General features: G+C 35.0%; 9 protein-coding genes. 5 read left to right on the top strand and 4 right to left on the bottom strand.

Annotation, left to right across the window (positions count from 1 at the left end; translation table 11 throughout):
- The first annotated feature begins 295 nt into the window (after positions 1 to 295).
- The 3 genes from NBRC110019_RS10725 (at position 296) to NBRC110019_RS10735 (ending at position 2813) form a co-directional block, all read left to right on the top strand.
- Complete coding sequence (locus tag NBRC110019_RS10725) at positions 296 to 1006, top strand: SDR family oxidoreductase (RefSeq protein ID WP_281754738.1); 711 nt, start codon at positions 296 to 298, stop codon at positions 1004 to 1006.
- A gap of 27 nt (positions 1007 to 1033) precedes the next feature.
- Positions 1034 to 1612, top strand: coding sequence for a PhnA domain-containing protein (locus tag NBRC110019_RS10730; protein WP_281754740.1), 579 nt, complete (start codon positions 1034 to 1036; stop codon positions 1610 to 1612).
- Positions 1613 to 1796: 184 nt separating this feature from the next.
- Complete coding sequence (locus tag NBRC110019_RS10735) at positions 1797 to 2813, top strand: T9SS type A sorting domain-containing protein (protein WP_281754742.1); 1017 nt, start codon at positions 1797 to 1799, stop codon at positions 2811 to 2813.
- 132 nt (positions 2814 to 2945) lie between these two features.
- Here NBRC110019_RS10735 and NBRC110019_RS10740 read toward each other — a convergent pair whose 3' ends face one another.
- Positions 2946 to 4604: an alpha/beta hydrolase gene (locus NBRC110019_RS10740; RefSeq protein ID WP_281754744.1), complete on the bottom strand. Its 1659-nt coding sequence runs from the start codon at positions 4602 to 4604 to the stop codon at positions 2946 to 2948.
- Between the two features lie 112 nt (positions 4605 to 4716).
- On the opposite strand from NBRC110019_RS10740, the gene NBRC110019_RS10745 reads away from it, so the two are divergent.
- Positions 4717 to 5034: an antibiotic biosynthesis monooxygenase family protein gene (locus tag NBRC110019_RS10745; RefSeq protein ID WP_281754746.1), complete on the top strand. Its 318-nt coding sequence runs from the start codon at positions 4717 to 4719 to the stop codon at positions 5032 to 5034.
- 253 nt (positions 5035 to 5287) lie between these two features.
- Here NBRC110019_RS10745 and amaB read toward each other — a convergent pair whose 3' ends face one another.
- Together amaB and NBRC110019_RS10755 are read right to left on the bottom strand one after the other, a co-directional pair.
- Positions 5288 to 6841: an L-piperidine-6-carboxylate dehydrogenase gene (gene amaB, locus NBRC110019_RS10750; protein ID WP_281754748.1), complete on the bottom strand. Its 1554-nt coding sequence runs from the start codon at positions 6839 to 6841 to the stop codon at positions 5288 to 5290.
- A gap of 63 nt (positions 6842 to 6904) precedes the next feature.
- Positions 6905 to 7450, bottom strand: coding sequence for a 3-hydroxyanthranilate 3,4-dioxygenase (locus NBRC110019_RS10755; protein ID WP_281754750.1), 546 nt, complete (start codon positions 7448 to 7450; stop codon positions 6905 to 6907).
- A 597-nt stretch (positions 7451 to 8047) separates the two neighbouring features.
- On the opposite strand from NBRC110019_RS10755, the gene NBRC110019_RS10760 reads away from it, so the two are divergent.
- Positions 8048 to 13609, top strand: a complete 5562-nt coding sequence (locus tag NBRC110019_RS10760) for an alpha-2-macroglobulin family protein (RefSeq protein WP_281754751.1) — start codon at positions 8048 to 8050, stop codon at positions 13607 to 13609.
- Between the two features lie 301 nt (positions 13610 to 13910).
- Here the strand turns inward: NBRC110019_RS10760 and NBRC110019_RS10765 are convergent, their stop codons facing one another.
- Positions 13911 to 16787, bottom strand: a complete 2877-nt coding sequence (locus NBRC110019_RS10765; protein ID WP_281754753.1) for a T9SS type A sorting domain-containing protein — start codon at positions 16785 to 16787, stop codon at positions 13911 to 13913.
- Positions 16788 to 17093 lie beyond the last annotated feature (306 nt).

A 17093-nucleotide genomic window follows, 5' to 3' on the forward strand; every position in this document is an offset into this window, starting at 1 on the left:
CATGCTTCTGCTATTTCCTAATTTATTCAAAAAACTACAAACCAACAAGTTACATTTTTTGGCATGAAACTTATTATTATTTAAAATGAGTTCATGTTGAAAAATTATTCTAATTGTCTTCTACCAATTCCAGTATAATCTTCCAATACAGAATTCTAAAAAATTTGACAAATCCAGAAAAGTCCAAGCTTTTCACCCCAAGTTGTTTTTTCTTTGTTAAGAAAATAATAACACTTTTAATAAGGCGATTTTTTAGAAATCGCCTTATTTTTCTCCTCATTTAAAAAAAATAATCATGAGCTTAAAAAATAAAGTAGTTTATATTACAGGTGGTACTAAAGGTATCGGTTTAGGAATGGCTAAAGTACTATTAGATGCAGGTATGCGCGTGGCTATTAGCGGAAGAAATGCTGAAACAGCCCAATCGGCTGCACAAGAGTTAGGAGATACATCTAAAGTTTTAGGCTTAGCTTCTGATGTAAGCAAATTAGCTGATGAAGAGGCTGCTGTAGCTAAAATTTTGGAAACATTTGGACAGTTAGATGTGGTTCTTGCTAATGCAGGTGTAGGACATTTTGCTCCTATTGACCAACTAACAGAAGAGGCTTGGCACCAAATGATAGATACGAACTTGAATGGTGCATTCCATACATTAAAAGCATCGGTAGAAGCATTAAAGGTTAGTGGAGGATATTATATTACCATTGCAAGTTTAGCAGGTACCAATTTCTTTGCAAGCGCCGCAGGATATAATGCAAGTAAATTTGGAGTAGTTGGATTTACCCAAGCTGCCATGTTAGATTTAAGACAATACGACATTAAAGTATCTACTATTATGCCGGGTTCTGTAAGTTCTAACTTTAACAACCATGTACCTAGCGAAAGTGATGCATGGAAGATTCAACCAGAAGATATAGGACAAATTGTTTTAGACCTTTTAAAGATGAATCCGCGTACTTTACCAAGTAAAATTGAAGTTAGACCTACGCGTCCTGACAAAAAATAGTACATTTGCCGGCAAATAGACCAAACCATGAGTGTACTAGAAAAAAAATTAAAAGACAGAAGCGGTTCTAAATGTGAACTTTGTGGTAATGAACATGATTTAAATGTATTTGTGGTAGCTCCGAAAGAAGCCGCCCTTGAAAACTGTGTGCTTGCATGTAATACTTGTGTAAAACAAATTGAAGATCCTGAAAAAATGGACGCTAACCACTGGAGATGTTTAAACGACAGCATGTGGAGTGAACATTTACCGGTACAAATTGTTGCTTGGCGTATGCTTACAAGATTACGTGCTGAAGGATGGCCACAGGATTTACTAGATATGATGTACCTTGATGAAGAGGCACTAGAGTGGGCTAAGGCTACAGGTGAAGCAGATGAAGAACCTACCATTATTCATAAAGATAGTAATGGTAACATTTTACAAGACGGAGATTCTGTTGTTTTAATTAAAGACTTGGATGTAAAAGGTGCTAATTTTACTGCTAAACGTGGTACGCCTGTACACCGTATTTCATTGGTTTGGGACAATGCAGAACAAATAGAAGGCCGTGTTGAAGGTCAGCATATTGTAATTCTTACGCAATACGTTAAGAAAACAAAATAATATCTAAGCCCGGTAAATTACCGGGCTTTTTATTTCAATTGCCTCTCAAAGTACCCAAATAGCACATTCTACAGTTAAATTACAACGTAGTAAAAATCATACTATTTGTTACAAAAAAACTTATTTTTTCGTTTTTTTTAAACAGTTATTTTTATACATTTAAACCATGTAAAAATTTGTGTTTATGAAAAATATACTACTCCTATCAATTTTATGTTTTATAGGTACTTATACAGGATATAGTCAATGTACCGTTGACCCTTATATAAGCACTAATTATATAAACGACGCTAAAATTTTAGCACTTAGAGAAATCTTAAGTAACACTAATGACGTCGATTATACTAACCCAATTATTCCTCAGGCAAGATATCAACCGTATTTAGAGGGGCTATCTGTAATCTATACCAATACTGCTAACAATCAGGTAACCGATTCTATGTTTAACGAATTCGCAATTCACATTCATCCTGTAAGTCTTCAAACAGCTACTCCGCATACTATCAACTTAAAAGTACCTGCAACTACTTCATGGCTTAATGATTTTAAAAATACAGGGATATCTGGTGATACTACTTTAGATAACTTAATGAGTACCTACAATTTTGGAGTGGAAAGTTATACCGATTTATCCGGCTGCAACTGCACTTGGTTTCATATTGAATCTACTGAAATTATAAATGTAAATGCCCTGGTAGATGATTTTGCTTCGGTAACTGACATTACTTATGTAGATACCTCTTCAGATAGTGCCCTATCCTATAACTATACAGGAATAAATTACACCATTAGCTCCATCTGGGGGGAGACCTCAGAAGTACAAATAACAGATATTACTGTTGAAAATGGTATTTATACTTTTTGGCTTTATGGTGGTGATTGTCTTTCTGGTTGCATTATTAGCAAGGCCTATGAATTTCAATTAAACAGTGATTGTACTTATACACCAATGAAAACAGAAGATTATGAACTATCTTCTCTAGAGATATACCCCAATCCAACAACGGATTACTTAAGCATTAAAGTTGCCAATTCAGATAGCGTAGAAAACGTTGCTATTTATACAGCAAATGGCACCTTGATTACCTCTAAAAACAGTACTACCTTTTTAGATGTTTCCGCCTATGCTTCTGGGGTATACTTTGTAAAAATAACGGCTCCATCAGGGGCTAGCTCTACTAAAAAATTTATAAAACTATAAAAACAAAAGAGCGATATGTGTAAAGAACATATCGCTCTTTTGTTTTTATAATTTATGTTTTTCCAGACTTAAAACTTATGGAGGGCTTACTTTGTCTATAAATTCTATAACCAATCTACCACATAAACTCTGTTAGATAACAATCTTTTGAACCCATATTGCTTTGCGATCATGGTACATTTCAAAATTCTCTTGAATAAACGCTTTATCATAAGCAGGCATAATAGTTTTACGTAAAACCCCGTTTACATATACGTGAATCGGTTTATCCATTTCAACCATCTCAGGGGAAACGTATACAGTAACTTGATTCACACAAGAGGTTTCTAAATAAAAGGTGTTATTATTAAAAACTGCTTTTACTGCTCCCGATTTTCTAGGAAAATCAAATGCCCTTTTATCTACTTCTTTAACAGCTAATGTATCTGCATCTGTAATGTAATACCATTTATGAATACCAAAATCTATTTTCTTATGCCATGATGCCCTCTTACTCAAAGTATCTAATTTTGTAATAGCAAGCCAATCAACTTTACCATTCTTCACGTCATCACACTCCCAATAAATAGTATCATTATAAGGGTTTCTCTCGTGAGCTAAAACATCTTGAAAAACTCCCTTTACAGCAGGCTCCGATGCATCAAATTTAGGAAACCAATGGGGATAACCTATATACCTGTGATCTAAAAACTGTAATCCAACCTTTTTTGCAACAAGAGTTAATGTATCATTTGCTTCTGGAGGGAAATAGTAATCCTGATCTGTAGAAACATTATAAAAATACCTATTAGATACATTTTTAAGAAAAGTTCCGCCTGTATATACCTTCGGCTGAGTATTAAATCCATAGAACCCTGAAAACTCAGACGGATTTTTCACCAAATAGTTGAATGATCCGGTAGCACCATTGGAATGTCCTGATATAAACACTCCGTTATCATCTATGTTTAAAAATGTCTTTAATTGTTTTAAAATTTCAGGTATCATGAAAAACCCTTTATCTTTAAGCATCCAGTTATACTCTTTACTACAGTTTGGATATACCATAATAATATTATACTTCTCTGCATATTTTTTGTAAAACCGTTGCCAATCATTTTCTAGTTCGGTGGTAGGATAAGACGGTATTTTCTGAAAACGTACTGCTCCAGGTAAAAACAAAAGCACTTTCGATTGTTTTTCAGGAGTATAGCTTGTTGGTATTTTTACAAAATAACTATTTTCAAGTGTATCATTTAACCTAATAAAACCAAATATTTCCTTTTGATTAAGCATAGGAAAACTATGAAAGTTTTTAATTTGGTAATACATTTCCTTGCCAATCTCAGTCCCATCAAAATCAATTGTGGCAAGCCCCGTTAACATCAAGTAGCTCTGTGTTTGCTTTATAGCATCTACACGTATCTTTATAAGACTATCTATACGATTCTGTAATAATTTCCATTGCTCCGTCTTATAGATAGATGAAAAATCAGTAGGCGCATATTCTTCAATCATAGCAACATCTACTTCATTGTAATGTGTCAATGTTTTCTCTAACCAATGAAATACTTCATTTTCTTTCCCGCATCTATTAGCAGCATAAGCAGTGTAGTACAGATTCCAAAAATCGTCCTTTTCGGGGTACTTTTCATGTAGTGAAGTAAATATTGAAAATGCCTCCTGAGCATTGGCTATTGTATCCTTTGTACTTTCCGTAAGCTCATAGGCCTTATCTTCCAAATCTTTATATTCTTGAGCAACAATACTTAAATTAGTCAAACCAAGTAACAAACATAACAGATATTTCATACCACTATAATTTCCTACAAAAGTAGCTATTTTTGGCAAACATCATTGTATTACTAGCCCCCTCTAATTAACATTACGTATAGTATATTTACATTTTAAACAAAAACATACCATGTATACTATTGTTTACTCCTTTATTGTAAAACCTGGCAAAGAAGATGATTTTGAAACTTCATGGCTAAATGTAACTAAAGAGTTATATAAAAATCATGGTAGCCTAGGCTCACGACTCCATAAACCAACAGATACCAGCTACCTTGCCTATGCACAATGGCCAAATAAAGAAGTATTTGACGTCTCAAGCAATGCTGAAAAAAGTCCTGCTCTGCTTAAATCGTTAGAAAATATGAAAGATTGTTGTTATACTATTGACACCCTGCATAAGTTGGAGGTAGCAATAGACTTTTTACAATCTAATCCCTTTAATTAAGATAGCATTTCATTATCATTTAAGAGAAAAATGACTATTAAACATCTATAATTTCTCTGTAATTATCAAAAAAGATGCTAAATCTTAATACATTCAAAATACATTAATAGATCATTATAAAACTATCGTAGATAGACAATCTCATGCAAACAATACGTATATAAAAAAGCAAATCCTGCTATATAGCAGGATCTACAAATGTTTAAAAGTCGTCTAAAACCTATTTTCTCAGTGCCACCTCTGACACTGTTGTCTACAAATCGAATTTAATACCCTGTGCCAATGGCAACCCAGTACTGTAATTAATGGTATTGGTTTGTCTTCGCATATACACTTTCCATGCATCCGAACCCGACTCTCTACCGCCACCAGTTTCTTTTTCTCCTCCAAAAGCGCCACCAATTTCGGCTCCTGAAGTTCCTATATTCACATTGGCTATACCACAATCAGAACCTTTCTGACTTAAGAAAAGCTCAGCCTCTCTAAGATTCGACGTCATAATTGCAGAGGATAAACCTTGCACTACGTCATTTTGCAAAGCAATAGCATCTTCTACATCTCCACTATATTTTATTAAATATAGAATAGGAGCAAAGGTTTCTTGTTGTACAATATTATAGCTATTTTCAACTTCTACAATGGCAGGTTTTACATAGCAACCACTTTCATAACCATTTCCTTCCAATACTCCGCCGGAAACCAAAACATTCCCGCCCTCGGTTTTTGCTTTTTCAAGCGCCATAAGATACATGCGTACTGCATCACTATCTATAATAGGACCTACATGGTTATTTTCATCTAACGGGTTTCCTATTTTCAATTGCCCGTAGGCAGCTACCAACGCATCCTTTACCTGATCGAAAACTGATTCATGAACAATTAATCTTCGGGTAGATGTGCAACGCTGACCTGCCGTACCTACCGCTCCAAAAACAGCTCCAATAACCGTCATTTTAATGTCGGCATTTGGGGTTACAATAATAGCATTATTTCCGCCCAATTCCAATAACGATTTCCCTAAGCGTTCTCCTACAGTAGCCGCCACTTTTTTACCCATACGAGTAGATCCGGTAGCACTAATTAATGGTATACGCTTATCGGTGGTCATAAACTCACCTACTTCACCGTTCCCGTTTATTAGACAAGAAATACCTTCTGGCATCTCATTTTTCTTAAGAACCTCCGCTATTAGTTGTTGACAAGCTACTCCTGTTAACGGTGTTTTTTCAGATGGTTTCCAAATACAAACATCACCACACACCCATGCCAATGCAGTATTCCAGCTCCAAACTGCCACCGGAAAATTGAAAGCAGATATAATACCTACAATTCCTAGCGGGTGATATTGTTCGTACATACGGTGTCCCGGACGCTCACTATGCATAGTAAACCCATGTAATTGTCTAGATAATCCTACTGCAAAATCACAGATATCAATCATTTCCTGTACTTCTCCTAAACCTTCCTGATAGCTTTTTCCCATTTCATAAGAAACCAACTTTCCTAAAGGTTCTTTATACTCACGGAGCTTATCTCCAAACTGACGTACAATTTCACCTCTTGCAGGTGCAGGCACCATGCGCCAGGTTTTAAAAGCCTCCTGAGCTTTACTTACTACCTTTTCATAATCTTCTTTGGTAGTAGTACTTACTGATGCAATAGATAATCCATCTACAGGAGAAGAAGAAACAATAGACTCACCACTACCAAACCAATCATTTCCAGTAGAAGTACCATTATTCGTTTCCTGAATATATAAAGTTGCTAATGCTTCGGAAATTCCGAAGTCTTGTGTTAATTGTTGCATTTTTAACTTTTTTGTGTAGTTATGTTATATTTACAAATATACATATTCTATTTTGACAATTATTTATCCTTCATCTGATACGAAACGCTTATCTGCCTCCATCTGTGTTCCACAAGCATCGCATGTACGTAATTCTTTAGAACCGTAGAAATTTTTAAAATGTGGTAAAAAGTCTTTTTCTATATCATGAAGTTCAAAAAACACCTCATATAGTTTATGATTACAGCTTTCACAATGCCATACCAATCCGTCTGTATATCCCTTACCGGCACGCTTATACTCAACAACCAATCCTACCGAACCTTCCGATCTGATAGGAGAATGAGGCACATTAGCAGGGTGTAGATACATATCTCCCGGTCCTAATTCCATTACCTTTCTTTCACCATCTTCCTGAATAGCTACTTGAATGGTTCCTTCCAATTGGTAAAACAACTCTTCGGTCTCGTTATAATGATAGTCTTTACGTGCGTTTGGTCCACCAACTATCATCACTATATAGTCTTCAGACAAGTCCTTATAAATATTTTTGTTCCCTACAGGTGGTTTCAACAAGTGTCTGTTATCCTTTATCCACTGCTGTAAATTAAATGGTTTTGAAATAGCCATAGTTCAGTATTATTTATAGATTATAAAGGTAGTAATTAATATTCAGTTACTTTCTTAACATACTCCTAACATTCGCCCGTACTTTCCTCAAAAAAAATCAAAAAAACAATGCTTTAACAGCTTAAATTAAAAGCGATTTTCCTAACTTTAAAAGGGCGATTTTTCATCTAAAACATAATTACAAATGAGCGTTTTTTACCTAATGTGTATTACTCCCTTTTTTTGGGCTGTAATATCACGCAAAAACCTCATATTCAAACCCAGCAGGATATGGCACACGATTCAGTACCAAAACTTGCTATTGTTATACACGATGGTGCAAAAGAAAATATGTCACGCTCCTTTTAATGGGCTTATACTATTCTAATAATGAGAAGTTGTGGTCTATGATATATCGGCTATGATGGAATACAAAAATATAAGCTCGCAAGAAGTTGCTAGTACAGTAATAAAAGAGAAACGAACCCAAATGGGAGGCACTAGGCATTATTGGTATAGATGCTAATAGAAACATTATAACAACATTTACTACCACAGATATGTATAGAACCCGTATTGACACAAAAGGAAATTTAAACATTGGTATTTATAATTGAAATGAAAAAACTGCTTTTTAAACCGTTTGCTATTGCCATAGGTTTGCTTATGGTACTTAGTTCCTGTTCTAAAAAAGAACAAACCGCACAGGAACAAATTGACAACTTGTACAAATTTAGAGGGTACGTTAGTAGTGTTACCCAAGGGGAAGTCTCATCGCATAGCGATATTAAGGTAGTGCTCCAAAAGCCTTTAAAAAACTGGGAAACAGATAAGAAATTAAGTAATGACCTTCTAGAAATAGCTCCTTCTGTTAAGGGTAAAATTATTGCTTTAAACAGTCAAACCTTATCATTTATACCAGATACTCCATTCGAAAATGATAAAATCTACAACTTTACATTAAACCTTAAAACTATCTACAAAGATATACCTAAAGGGCTTGAAACCTTTCATTTCAGTATACATACTAGTAAACAAGATTTCAATGTAGTTACCGAAAACCTTCAATCATATTCTAAAGATTGGCAATATCTTGAAGGTAACTTACATACTGCAGACATTATTAGTGTTACCGATGCTAAAAAACTAGTAAGTGCTACCCAAAACGGAAAATCTCTTTCTGTAAAGTTTGAAAGCATCCCTAAAGAAGGTACTATACTTCAATTTAAAATTGACAGTATTAATAGAAAAGTAGCAGACGACAGTATTAAAGTAAGCTGGTCTGGGAAACCTTTAAATATTGAAAATGAAGGTTCTAAATATATGTTGATTCCAGGAAAGGATAATTTTACAGTACTTGACATTAATGTAAACAGTGGTGCAAAACAATATGTAGAAATAAATTTCTCTGACCCGTTAGATACTTCTCAAAACTTAAACGGACTTGTGGCTATAAGTGGTTTAGACAAACTTACTTTTAGTATAGACGGTAATATTTTAAAAGTATACCCTAAAACAGAATTTAAAGGAAACAATAGAGTGGAACTTTTTGAAGGTATCAAAAGTACCGACGGGTATAAATTGAAAACAACCTTTTCTGAGGTTCTTAATTTTGAGCAAATGAAGCCAAAGGTTCGCCTTATATCTAATGCTACCATACTGCCTAACTCTAACAACTTAAAGGTAAACTTTGAAGCTGTAAACTTAAAAGCAGTAGATGTTTCGGTTACCAAAATATTTAAGAATAATGTATTACAATTTTTACAGTTTAATAATTTAAGAGGCAATGACTACTTACGAAATGTTGCACGCCCAATTGCTCAAAAAACCATTATTTTACAAAGTAATATTACACATTCTAACACCAGTACTTTCAGAGCTTACGCAGTTGACCTTAAAAAATTAATAACCCCGGAACCCGGTGCTATTTATAGAGTCACCTTTAATTTTAAACCCGAATATAGTACGTACCGATGTGATGAAACCAACTTTGATACTTCTGATAAAATTGAAGTTACCGAAAACTATGATGAACAGGTTGAACCAAGCAGTTATTGGGACTCTGCTGAGGAATATTATTACTACGAAGATGATTACTATTATAACTACGACTACAGTTGGAGAGAAAGAGATAATCCATGTCATACCTCCTATTATAGAAACAAAAGTGTTTCTACTAATATACTAGCTAGCAATCTTGGCTTAACGATTAAGAAGGGAGAAAACGGAAGTTATTTTGTTTCTGTAAATGATATATTAACCACAGAACCATTAAAGGATTGCAAAGTAACTTTTTATAATTACCAACAGCAACAACTAGGCAATGTACATACCAATGAAAAAGGATTTGCTCATTTTGATAGTACTAAACCAGCAGCCTTTGCCATTGCTGAACGCAACAACCAAAAATCGTACATTAAACTAAACGATGGTAATGTATTATCTGTAAGTAAATTTGATGTTGCAGGAAATGAATTAAAAAAAGGATTAAAAGGATATATTTACGGAGAACGCGGTGTTTGGAGACCAGGAGATACCTTATTCCTGTCGTTTATGCTAAATGACGCAAGAAGTAAATTACCTAAAAAGCACCCCATAAAATTTGAGTTATACGACCCTTATGGTAAACTCATAAACAGAATTGTTAAGACTAACGAGTCTTCTAATTTTTACAATTTTATAGTTGCTACAGCCACTAATGCACCTACAGGAAACTGGCGTGCTAAAGTAACTGTTGGTGGCGCTACTTTTAGTAAGCGAATAAAAATTGAAACTGTTAAACCGAACCGCCTTAAGATTAAAACCGAATTTAAAGATGAAATTTTAAAAGGAACCTCCCCTATTAAAGGTACTATGGAAGTAGCGTGGTTACATGGTGCAATTGCTAAAAACTTAAAGTCTGATATTAAGGTTAAATTTTATCCGACTACCACAAGTTTCAAAACGTTCCCTGGCTATGTATTTGACGATCCTTCACGTAGATTTAGTACCGAAGAGCAAACCGTATTCAATGGAAAAGTAGATAACCAAGGAAAAACATCCTTTAGCTTAAAACCAGAGCTTAAGGAAAGTGCTCCGGGTATGCTAAAAGCATCGTTTATTACAAAGGTATATGAAAACGGAGGTGATTTTAGTACCGATGTTTTTACCAAAACCTATGCCCCATATAACACTTTTGTTGGGATTAATGTGCCTAAGGGAGATAAAACACGCGGTATGTTGTTAACCGATACACCGCATACTTTTGAGGTAGTAACTGTAGATGAAAACGGAAAACCAAAGGCCGCTAAGAATCTAAAAGTTACCATACATAAAGTAAGCTGGCGCTGGTGGTGGGAAACCGGATATGATAATATTTCATCATACAATGGTAGCACCTACCATGAACAAATATTTCAGAAAAATATTTCTACCGATGCCAGTGGTAAGACTTCTTTTAAATTTGAATTGAAATACCCTAACTGGGGAAGATACCTTGTACGTGTAGAAGATACAGACGGCGGACATGCCTGCGGAAAAACAATGTATATAGACTGGCCGGGATGGGCTGGTAAATCTAGAAAAAACGATCCGAGCAATGCTAAAGTATTAGCATTTTCTACAGATAAAGAAGCCTATAATGTTGGTGAAAAAGCAATTATTACGTTTCCTAGTAGTAAACAAGGGAGAGCTTTGGTTACCATTGAAAACGGAACTGAAGTTGTAGATGCTTTATGGATAACTCCTAAAAAAGGAGAAACTCGTTTTGAATTACCTATTAAAGATACGTATACACCCAATGTTTATATACATATCTCATTACTACAACCACACGCCTCTACAAAAAATGATTTACCTATACGTATGTATGGTGTAATGCCCATATCTGTAGAAGATCCTAATACACGGTTGTACCCAACTATTGAAATGCCTGATGTTTTAAAACCGGAACAAGCCATAAGTGTGAAGGTAAAAGAAAAATCAGGAACCCCAATGACCTATACAATTGCAATAGTAGATGAAGGTTTACTTGATCTTACTCGTTTTAAAACACCTAATCCGTGGGATCAATTTTATGCTAGAGAAGCTCTTGGGGTAAAAACATGGGATGTTTATGATGATGTAATAGGTGCCTACGGAGGTAAAATAGATCAGGTTTTTGCCATTGGTGGTGATGATGGCCTAGCGGGTGCTAAAAACAAAAAAGCCAATAGGTTTAAACCTATGGTTATTTACAAAGGTCCTTTTACCATTGGTAAAGGAGAAACTAAAACACACTCCATTAAAATACCAAAATACATAGGATCTGTTAGAACCATGGTGATTGCAGAAAACCAAGAAAAAGAAGCTTATGGTAATGCAGAAAAAACCACACCGGTACGAAAGCCATTAATGGTACTTGCTTCTTTACCTCGTAAAATAACACCAGGAGAAGAAGTAACCCTACCGGTTACTGTATTTGCCATGGAAAAGAAGGTAAAAGACGTTACCATTAAAGTTAAAAACGATAAATCGTATACTATTATTGGAGATAACTCACAAACTATTTCTTTTGATCAGCCTGATGAAAAAATGGTCTACTTTAAACTAAAAGTATCCGATTTTGAAGGTATTGGTAAAGTAATGGTAGAAGCTACCGGAAATGGAGAAAAAGCTTCTTACGAAGTAGAAATTGATGCAGTTAACCCTAATCCGGTTACTACTATTAGTACCGATTATACCACTGCTCCAAAAGCGTTAGTAGACGTTTCATTTGAAACCTTTGGAGTTAAGGGTACTAATACCGCACAATTAGAGTTTTCTACACTACCACCTATGAATTTGGCCGGTCGTTTGGAATATTTAATTCAGTATCCGCATGGGTGTGTAGAACAAACTACCTCATCAGTATTCCCTCAATTATATTTAAATGATGTGGTAAGTCTTACCGGAGATAAAAAACTAAAAATACAGTCTAACATTAAAGAAGGTATTAAGCGTTTGGCTAACTTCCAGTTACCTAACGGAGGCTTCTCGTATTGGGCAGGCCAAAATTATACCAGTGATTGGGGAACTTCTTATGCGGGTCATTTCTTAATTGAAGCTGAGAAAAAGGGATATATACTTCCTATCAACTTTAAAAGCAAATGGATAAAGTATCAAAAAGAGACAGCCAGACAATGGCGTAATGCTTCTGGTGGTTCATTGGCTCAGGCATATCGTTTATACACATTGGCATTAGCAGGAAGCCCAGATGTTTCATCTATGAACCGGATGAGAGAGGTGAACGGAATTTCAAGAGAAGCTAAATACCGTTTAGCTGCTACGTACGCACTTATAGGACAAAGCAAAGCTGCCAAAGATATCTTAAGTACCGCAGGCGCTCCGGTAGCAAATACCAAATACAATTACTACCATTACTCATATGGTTCTAAATTACGTAATGATGCTATGGAGTTAGAAACCTACATCTTATTAAAAGACACCTATAGGAGTAGAGCAATGGCAGATAACATTGCAGAAAAATTAAATAGTGATTACTGGATGAGTACACAAACCACTGCCTATAGTTTACTTTCTATGGCCAAGTTTGCCAAGTTTGTAGGTGGTAAAGCAATGAACCTTACACTAAAAGTTAATGGTAAAAGTAGTTCTATAACCACTACCGATAAGTCTATTGTAAATAGAGACATTATAATAAAAAAGGGTACCAACGCCATACAAGTTGTAAACAACAAGGAACAGACCGTGTATATTAAGGTGCTAAACTCTGGTATTTTACCTATAGGGAAAGAAAAAGAAGCCCAGAAAAATTTCTATGGGTATGTGAAATATAAATCCAGAAACGGATCCGAAATTAATCCTAGTAAAATTGCTCAGGGAACCGATTTTGTGGCTGTAGTGACTATTACCAACAGTACAGATAACGATGTTAAAGATGTAGCACTTTCAGAAATTTTTCCGAGTGGTTGGGAAATTGTAAATACCCGTTTTACCGATTTTGGAGATTTTGGAAACAAGAATATTACATATACAGATATTAGAGATGACCGTGCCAATTTCTATTTTGATATGAAAGCACATGAAACAAAACATGTACATGTATTACTAAATGCATCTTATTTAGGCAAATATTATTTACCTGGTATACAGTGTGAAGCCATGTATGACAACAACTATATTCTAAGAACCAAAGGTGAATGGGTAGAAGTTGTAAAGTAGCAAAGCACAATTATCAAATGATTAAGCTTAAAATTATTAACCCCGAACTGCTATTGCAGTTCGGGGTTAATATATTATATATTTAAATAGACCCCTCCTAAATCTATTCTTCAAACATCAAAGATTGCTTAGCTATAAAAGGTGGTACTTTCCAATAAGATAAACCTAAACTCAAGGCTAACTATTATAGTACTTAGGATTATATATATATGCTATCAACTTATCTTTACATAGAGTAAACCTAACCTATATAAAACAAAAAAACCTCCTTTCGGAGGCTCTTCAGTTATTAAGGCAATATTTATTGCTTAAGAATTTTAATAGTTTGAGTTCCTGAATTCTCAGTTACAACTCTTACAAAGTAAACTCCAGAAGCAATGTTTTTCATATCTATTTGAGCTTTAGTAGCATCTACATATTGAGTTTTAATTTGTTGTCCTGTAATAGTGTATACAGCAACAGACTCAATTAATGTATCTGTATTAATAGTAAAGTAATCTTTAACCGGGTTTGGATACGTCTCTAACGTAAAGTTGTTAACTGATTCTACAGCTAAATTATCAACTAATGTAATAGAGTAATCTGCATACGTTCCGTAATTGTAAGAACCACAAGGGTCTGTACCTGGATTTGAATTCGCCTCTCTGTTCCATAACCTCATGGTATACACACCAACGCTAGCAGATGAAGGAATCGTTACTGAGAAACTATAGGTATTAGGACTTGAAGCCTCATACAAAGGTGTTGCTAAAATTTCATCAGTATCAGAGAATGTTCCATTCATATCAAGGTTAACAGCAACTCCAACACTCATCCATCCTGAAACGTCTACTTCAAAAGTATATGTATCACCAATGGTAAGATCTGGAATCACTACATCTGTTTGATCATGATCTGAATAATACATAGTTGCATCAGAAAAACCAACTTCAATAATTGAGAAGTTATTCATGCTCCAACTACTTCCAGAAACATTATAACTTGGAGTACAGGGTACTGTGGTATACGACACTTCTGTAGAATACGCCATTGATGAAGAATATTCACAAATAGAAGTCAATCTGTAATAGTAAGTGCCTAAACTAGATTCTGCAGTAATGTCATAAGTTACAGTAGTAGCACCAGCTATATCTGTCCAGGTAACACCGTCAGCAGACATTTGCCACTGATAAATTACACCAACCGCATCAGAAATATTGGTTGCAGTAGCTGTAAAAGTAGTACCAGCACCACCACTTGTAGCAGATAAAGAAGCATCTCCACCATTAGGTGTTCCAGAACATACACTTGAAACTTTACCAGACATAGCAAAAATATTTAAAACATTATCACCCGAAGTTACTCCGGTAGTACTTGTAAATGTAATACTTACCACATTCTTTAACTCACTAGCAATAGGAATATCTAAAGTAACAGCATAAATACGAGGCCCTGAAAAAGACGTTCCAACACCGTCATCTGTAATACTTACACGAGAGCCAATCGTTGTTATATATCCAGAATTACCAAACCAATCAGGAGCATTAAGACTTGTAAAAGTATCAGAGGTAGCATCATCATAAGTAACTTCTGCAGTAAAAGAGGCAGAACCAGATCCTCCTGTAACACCCAAATAAATTTCTTGTAACATTAATGGAGTAGTAAGCGTTAATGTACCTGTATCTCCATCCATACCAAGTCTAAGATCGTTATCCTGATCGTAAGCAGCCATAAAATATTCTAAACCAACAGGAGCAGCCTCACTAACTAATACTCTATCTTCAGGCAATCCGTTAGTATAAACAGTTCCCGAAGGGTTAAATCCGTTAGCTAAAAATGCATAAACACCTCCATCTACAACATTGTTTGTACTAGCACTTGCAGATCCTGTACCATTTGCTATTACATCTGCATTAAAACCTGTTACCGTAATAGGGGTAAGATCATTCATTGCTGTAAAATTAATTGTAGCATATGAACCTTCTCCTTCAAGCATTACACGAGCATAATACATCGTAGCATCAGATAATCCTGTAATATCTTGTGAAGTCGCAGTAAGCCCTGTATAACTACTTACAATAGTAGTAAATGCTGCATCTGTAGCAATATCTAAAGCATATGTTGAACTAGCTCCACTGCTAACCCAATTAATTGTTGCAGAATTGGCTGTAATGTTACTAGCTCCAATTATCATTGGTGGCTCGTAAGGAGTTGCTAAAGAACTTGTAAGTTCTGTTGCATAATACAATGGCCCTCCTGAGCAAGCTCCGTTTAAACTATATACAAAATAATAGTAAGTTGTATTTTCATCAAGACCAGCATCTGTAAAAGTAATATTTGGACTCACCTGAACAACCATACCACCCCCAAAGGCATCACCACCAGAGTAGCTAGTCATATCTACAGGAGTTTCAGTAAGTGTACTAGCAGTACTTCTAACCACCATATACGTATCAGGAGCAGAAGCCGCTGCTGTAAACGATCCTGAAATTTGCGAATAAGAATCCGCTGTAAGTGTAAGAGCTGTAGGTGCATCTGTAGGTGAACTACAGGCTGCTACACCTGATAATGTAAATTGAACATTAGGGCGATTTGAGCTTGAATTCATACTTCCGCCATTAGACCATGCCGATCCGTCACTTTGGTAATACGCCATTGTGCTAGCAGAGGTAGTAGTATACGAATAATAAGGTCTGTCACTTGTATACGACTGATACGACTTAACTACTAATACAGAAAGGTTTTGAGAAGCATCTGAAAAAGCAAAGGGAGTATCTAATGTTACTCCAATCCAACCCGTATTATCATTCGGATAAGCTCCCTGATAAACTAATGTATAAGTGGTCTGATCTGGAGCTGCTGTTACAGCTGTAGCAGAAGTAGTTTTCATATAAATAAAAACCTCATCAATAGTAACAGAATTAGATCCTGATGCTTTATCAAACTTAATATCTGTAATGGTTCCTGTTACTCCTATCTCAGAACCGTAATATAGTATTTCACTCGCACTATTATTAAACCATCTATTGATTGGACTATAATATTGTGTTGAAGTTCCTAAACCAATACTTACATCATATTGAGCCTGTGCCCAATTAGCAAAAAATGTAAGTAAAAACACGAACTGTAGTATCCGGAGCTTTCTTCCGATAATGTGCTTTTTAAACGTTTTGGTGGGGGTTGTGTAGTTTTTTTTCATAATAAATTTGTAATTTGTTAAGATGATCGATACTAAAAGTATTTAAATTTCATACATGCTCAAAAATTGAGTTAAAGAATTACCAAATAATTAAATTTAATGCTAATTAAAAATTTATAATTCAAAAAAAACGTTATGAATTTATAAACACATTATTAATCAAACTCACTATGTAAACTACTTCCACCTTTCTTGTTACATTTATAAGTTAAAATAGGACAAAACGTTTCTAATCAAAAAGTTTGGCAAAACTCTCCTTAAAAGTTCCAAAATTTTTGCATTGATACTACAGAATTTTACCCAAGA

Origin of the sequence: Neptunitalea chrysea, from assembly GCF_027924145.1 — a bacterium.
GTDB lineage: Bacteria > Bacteroidota > Bacteroidia > Flavobacteriales > Flavobacteriaceae > Neptunitalea > Neptunitalea chrysea.

What these genes read in the sequence shown, in the direction of transcription:
- NBRC110019_RS10725 (WP_281754738.1), top strand. Translation starts at nt 296, where the DNA reads ATGAGCTTAAAAAATAAAGTAGTTTATATTACAGGTGGTACTAAAGGT.
- NBRC110019_RS10730 (WP_281754740.1), top strand. Translation starts at nt 1,034, where the DNA reads ATGAGTGTACTAGAAAAAAAATTAAAAGACAGAAGCGGTTCTAAATGT.
- NBRC110019_RS10735 (WP_281754742.1), top strand. Translation starts at nt 1,797, where the DNA reads ATGAAAAATATACTACTCCTATCAATTTTATGTTTTATAGGTACTTAT.
- NBRC110019_RS10740 (WP_281754744.1), bottom strand. Translation starts at nt 4,604, where the DNA reads ATGAAATATCTGTTATGTTTGTTACTTGGTTTGACTAATTTAAGTATT.
- NBRC110019_RS10745 (WP_281754746.1), top strand. Translation starts at nt 4,717, where the DNA reads ATGTATACTATTGTTTACTCCTTTATTGTAAAACCTGGCAAAGAAGAT.
- amaB (WP_281754748.1), bottom strand. Translation starts at nt 6,841, where the DNA reads ATGCAACAATTAACACAAGACTTCGGAATTTCCGAAGCATTAGCAACT.
- NBRC110019_RS10755 (WP_281754750.1), bottom strand. Translation starts at nt 7,450, where the DNA reads ATGGCTATTTCAAAACCATTTAATTTACAGCAGTGGATAAAGGATAAC.
- NBRC110019_RS10760 (WP_281754751.1), top strand. Translation starts at nt 8,048, where the DNA reads ATGAAAAAACTGCTTTTTAAACCGTTTGCTATTGCCATAGGTTTGCTT.
- NBRC110019_RS10765 (WP_281754753.1), bottom strand. Translation starts at nt 16,787, where the DNA reads ATGAAAAAAAACTACACAACCCCCACCAAAACGTTTAAAAAGCACATT.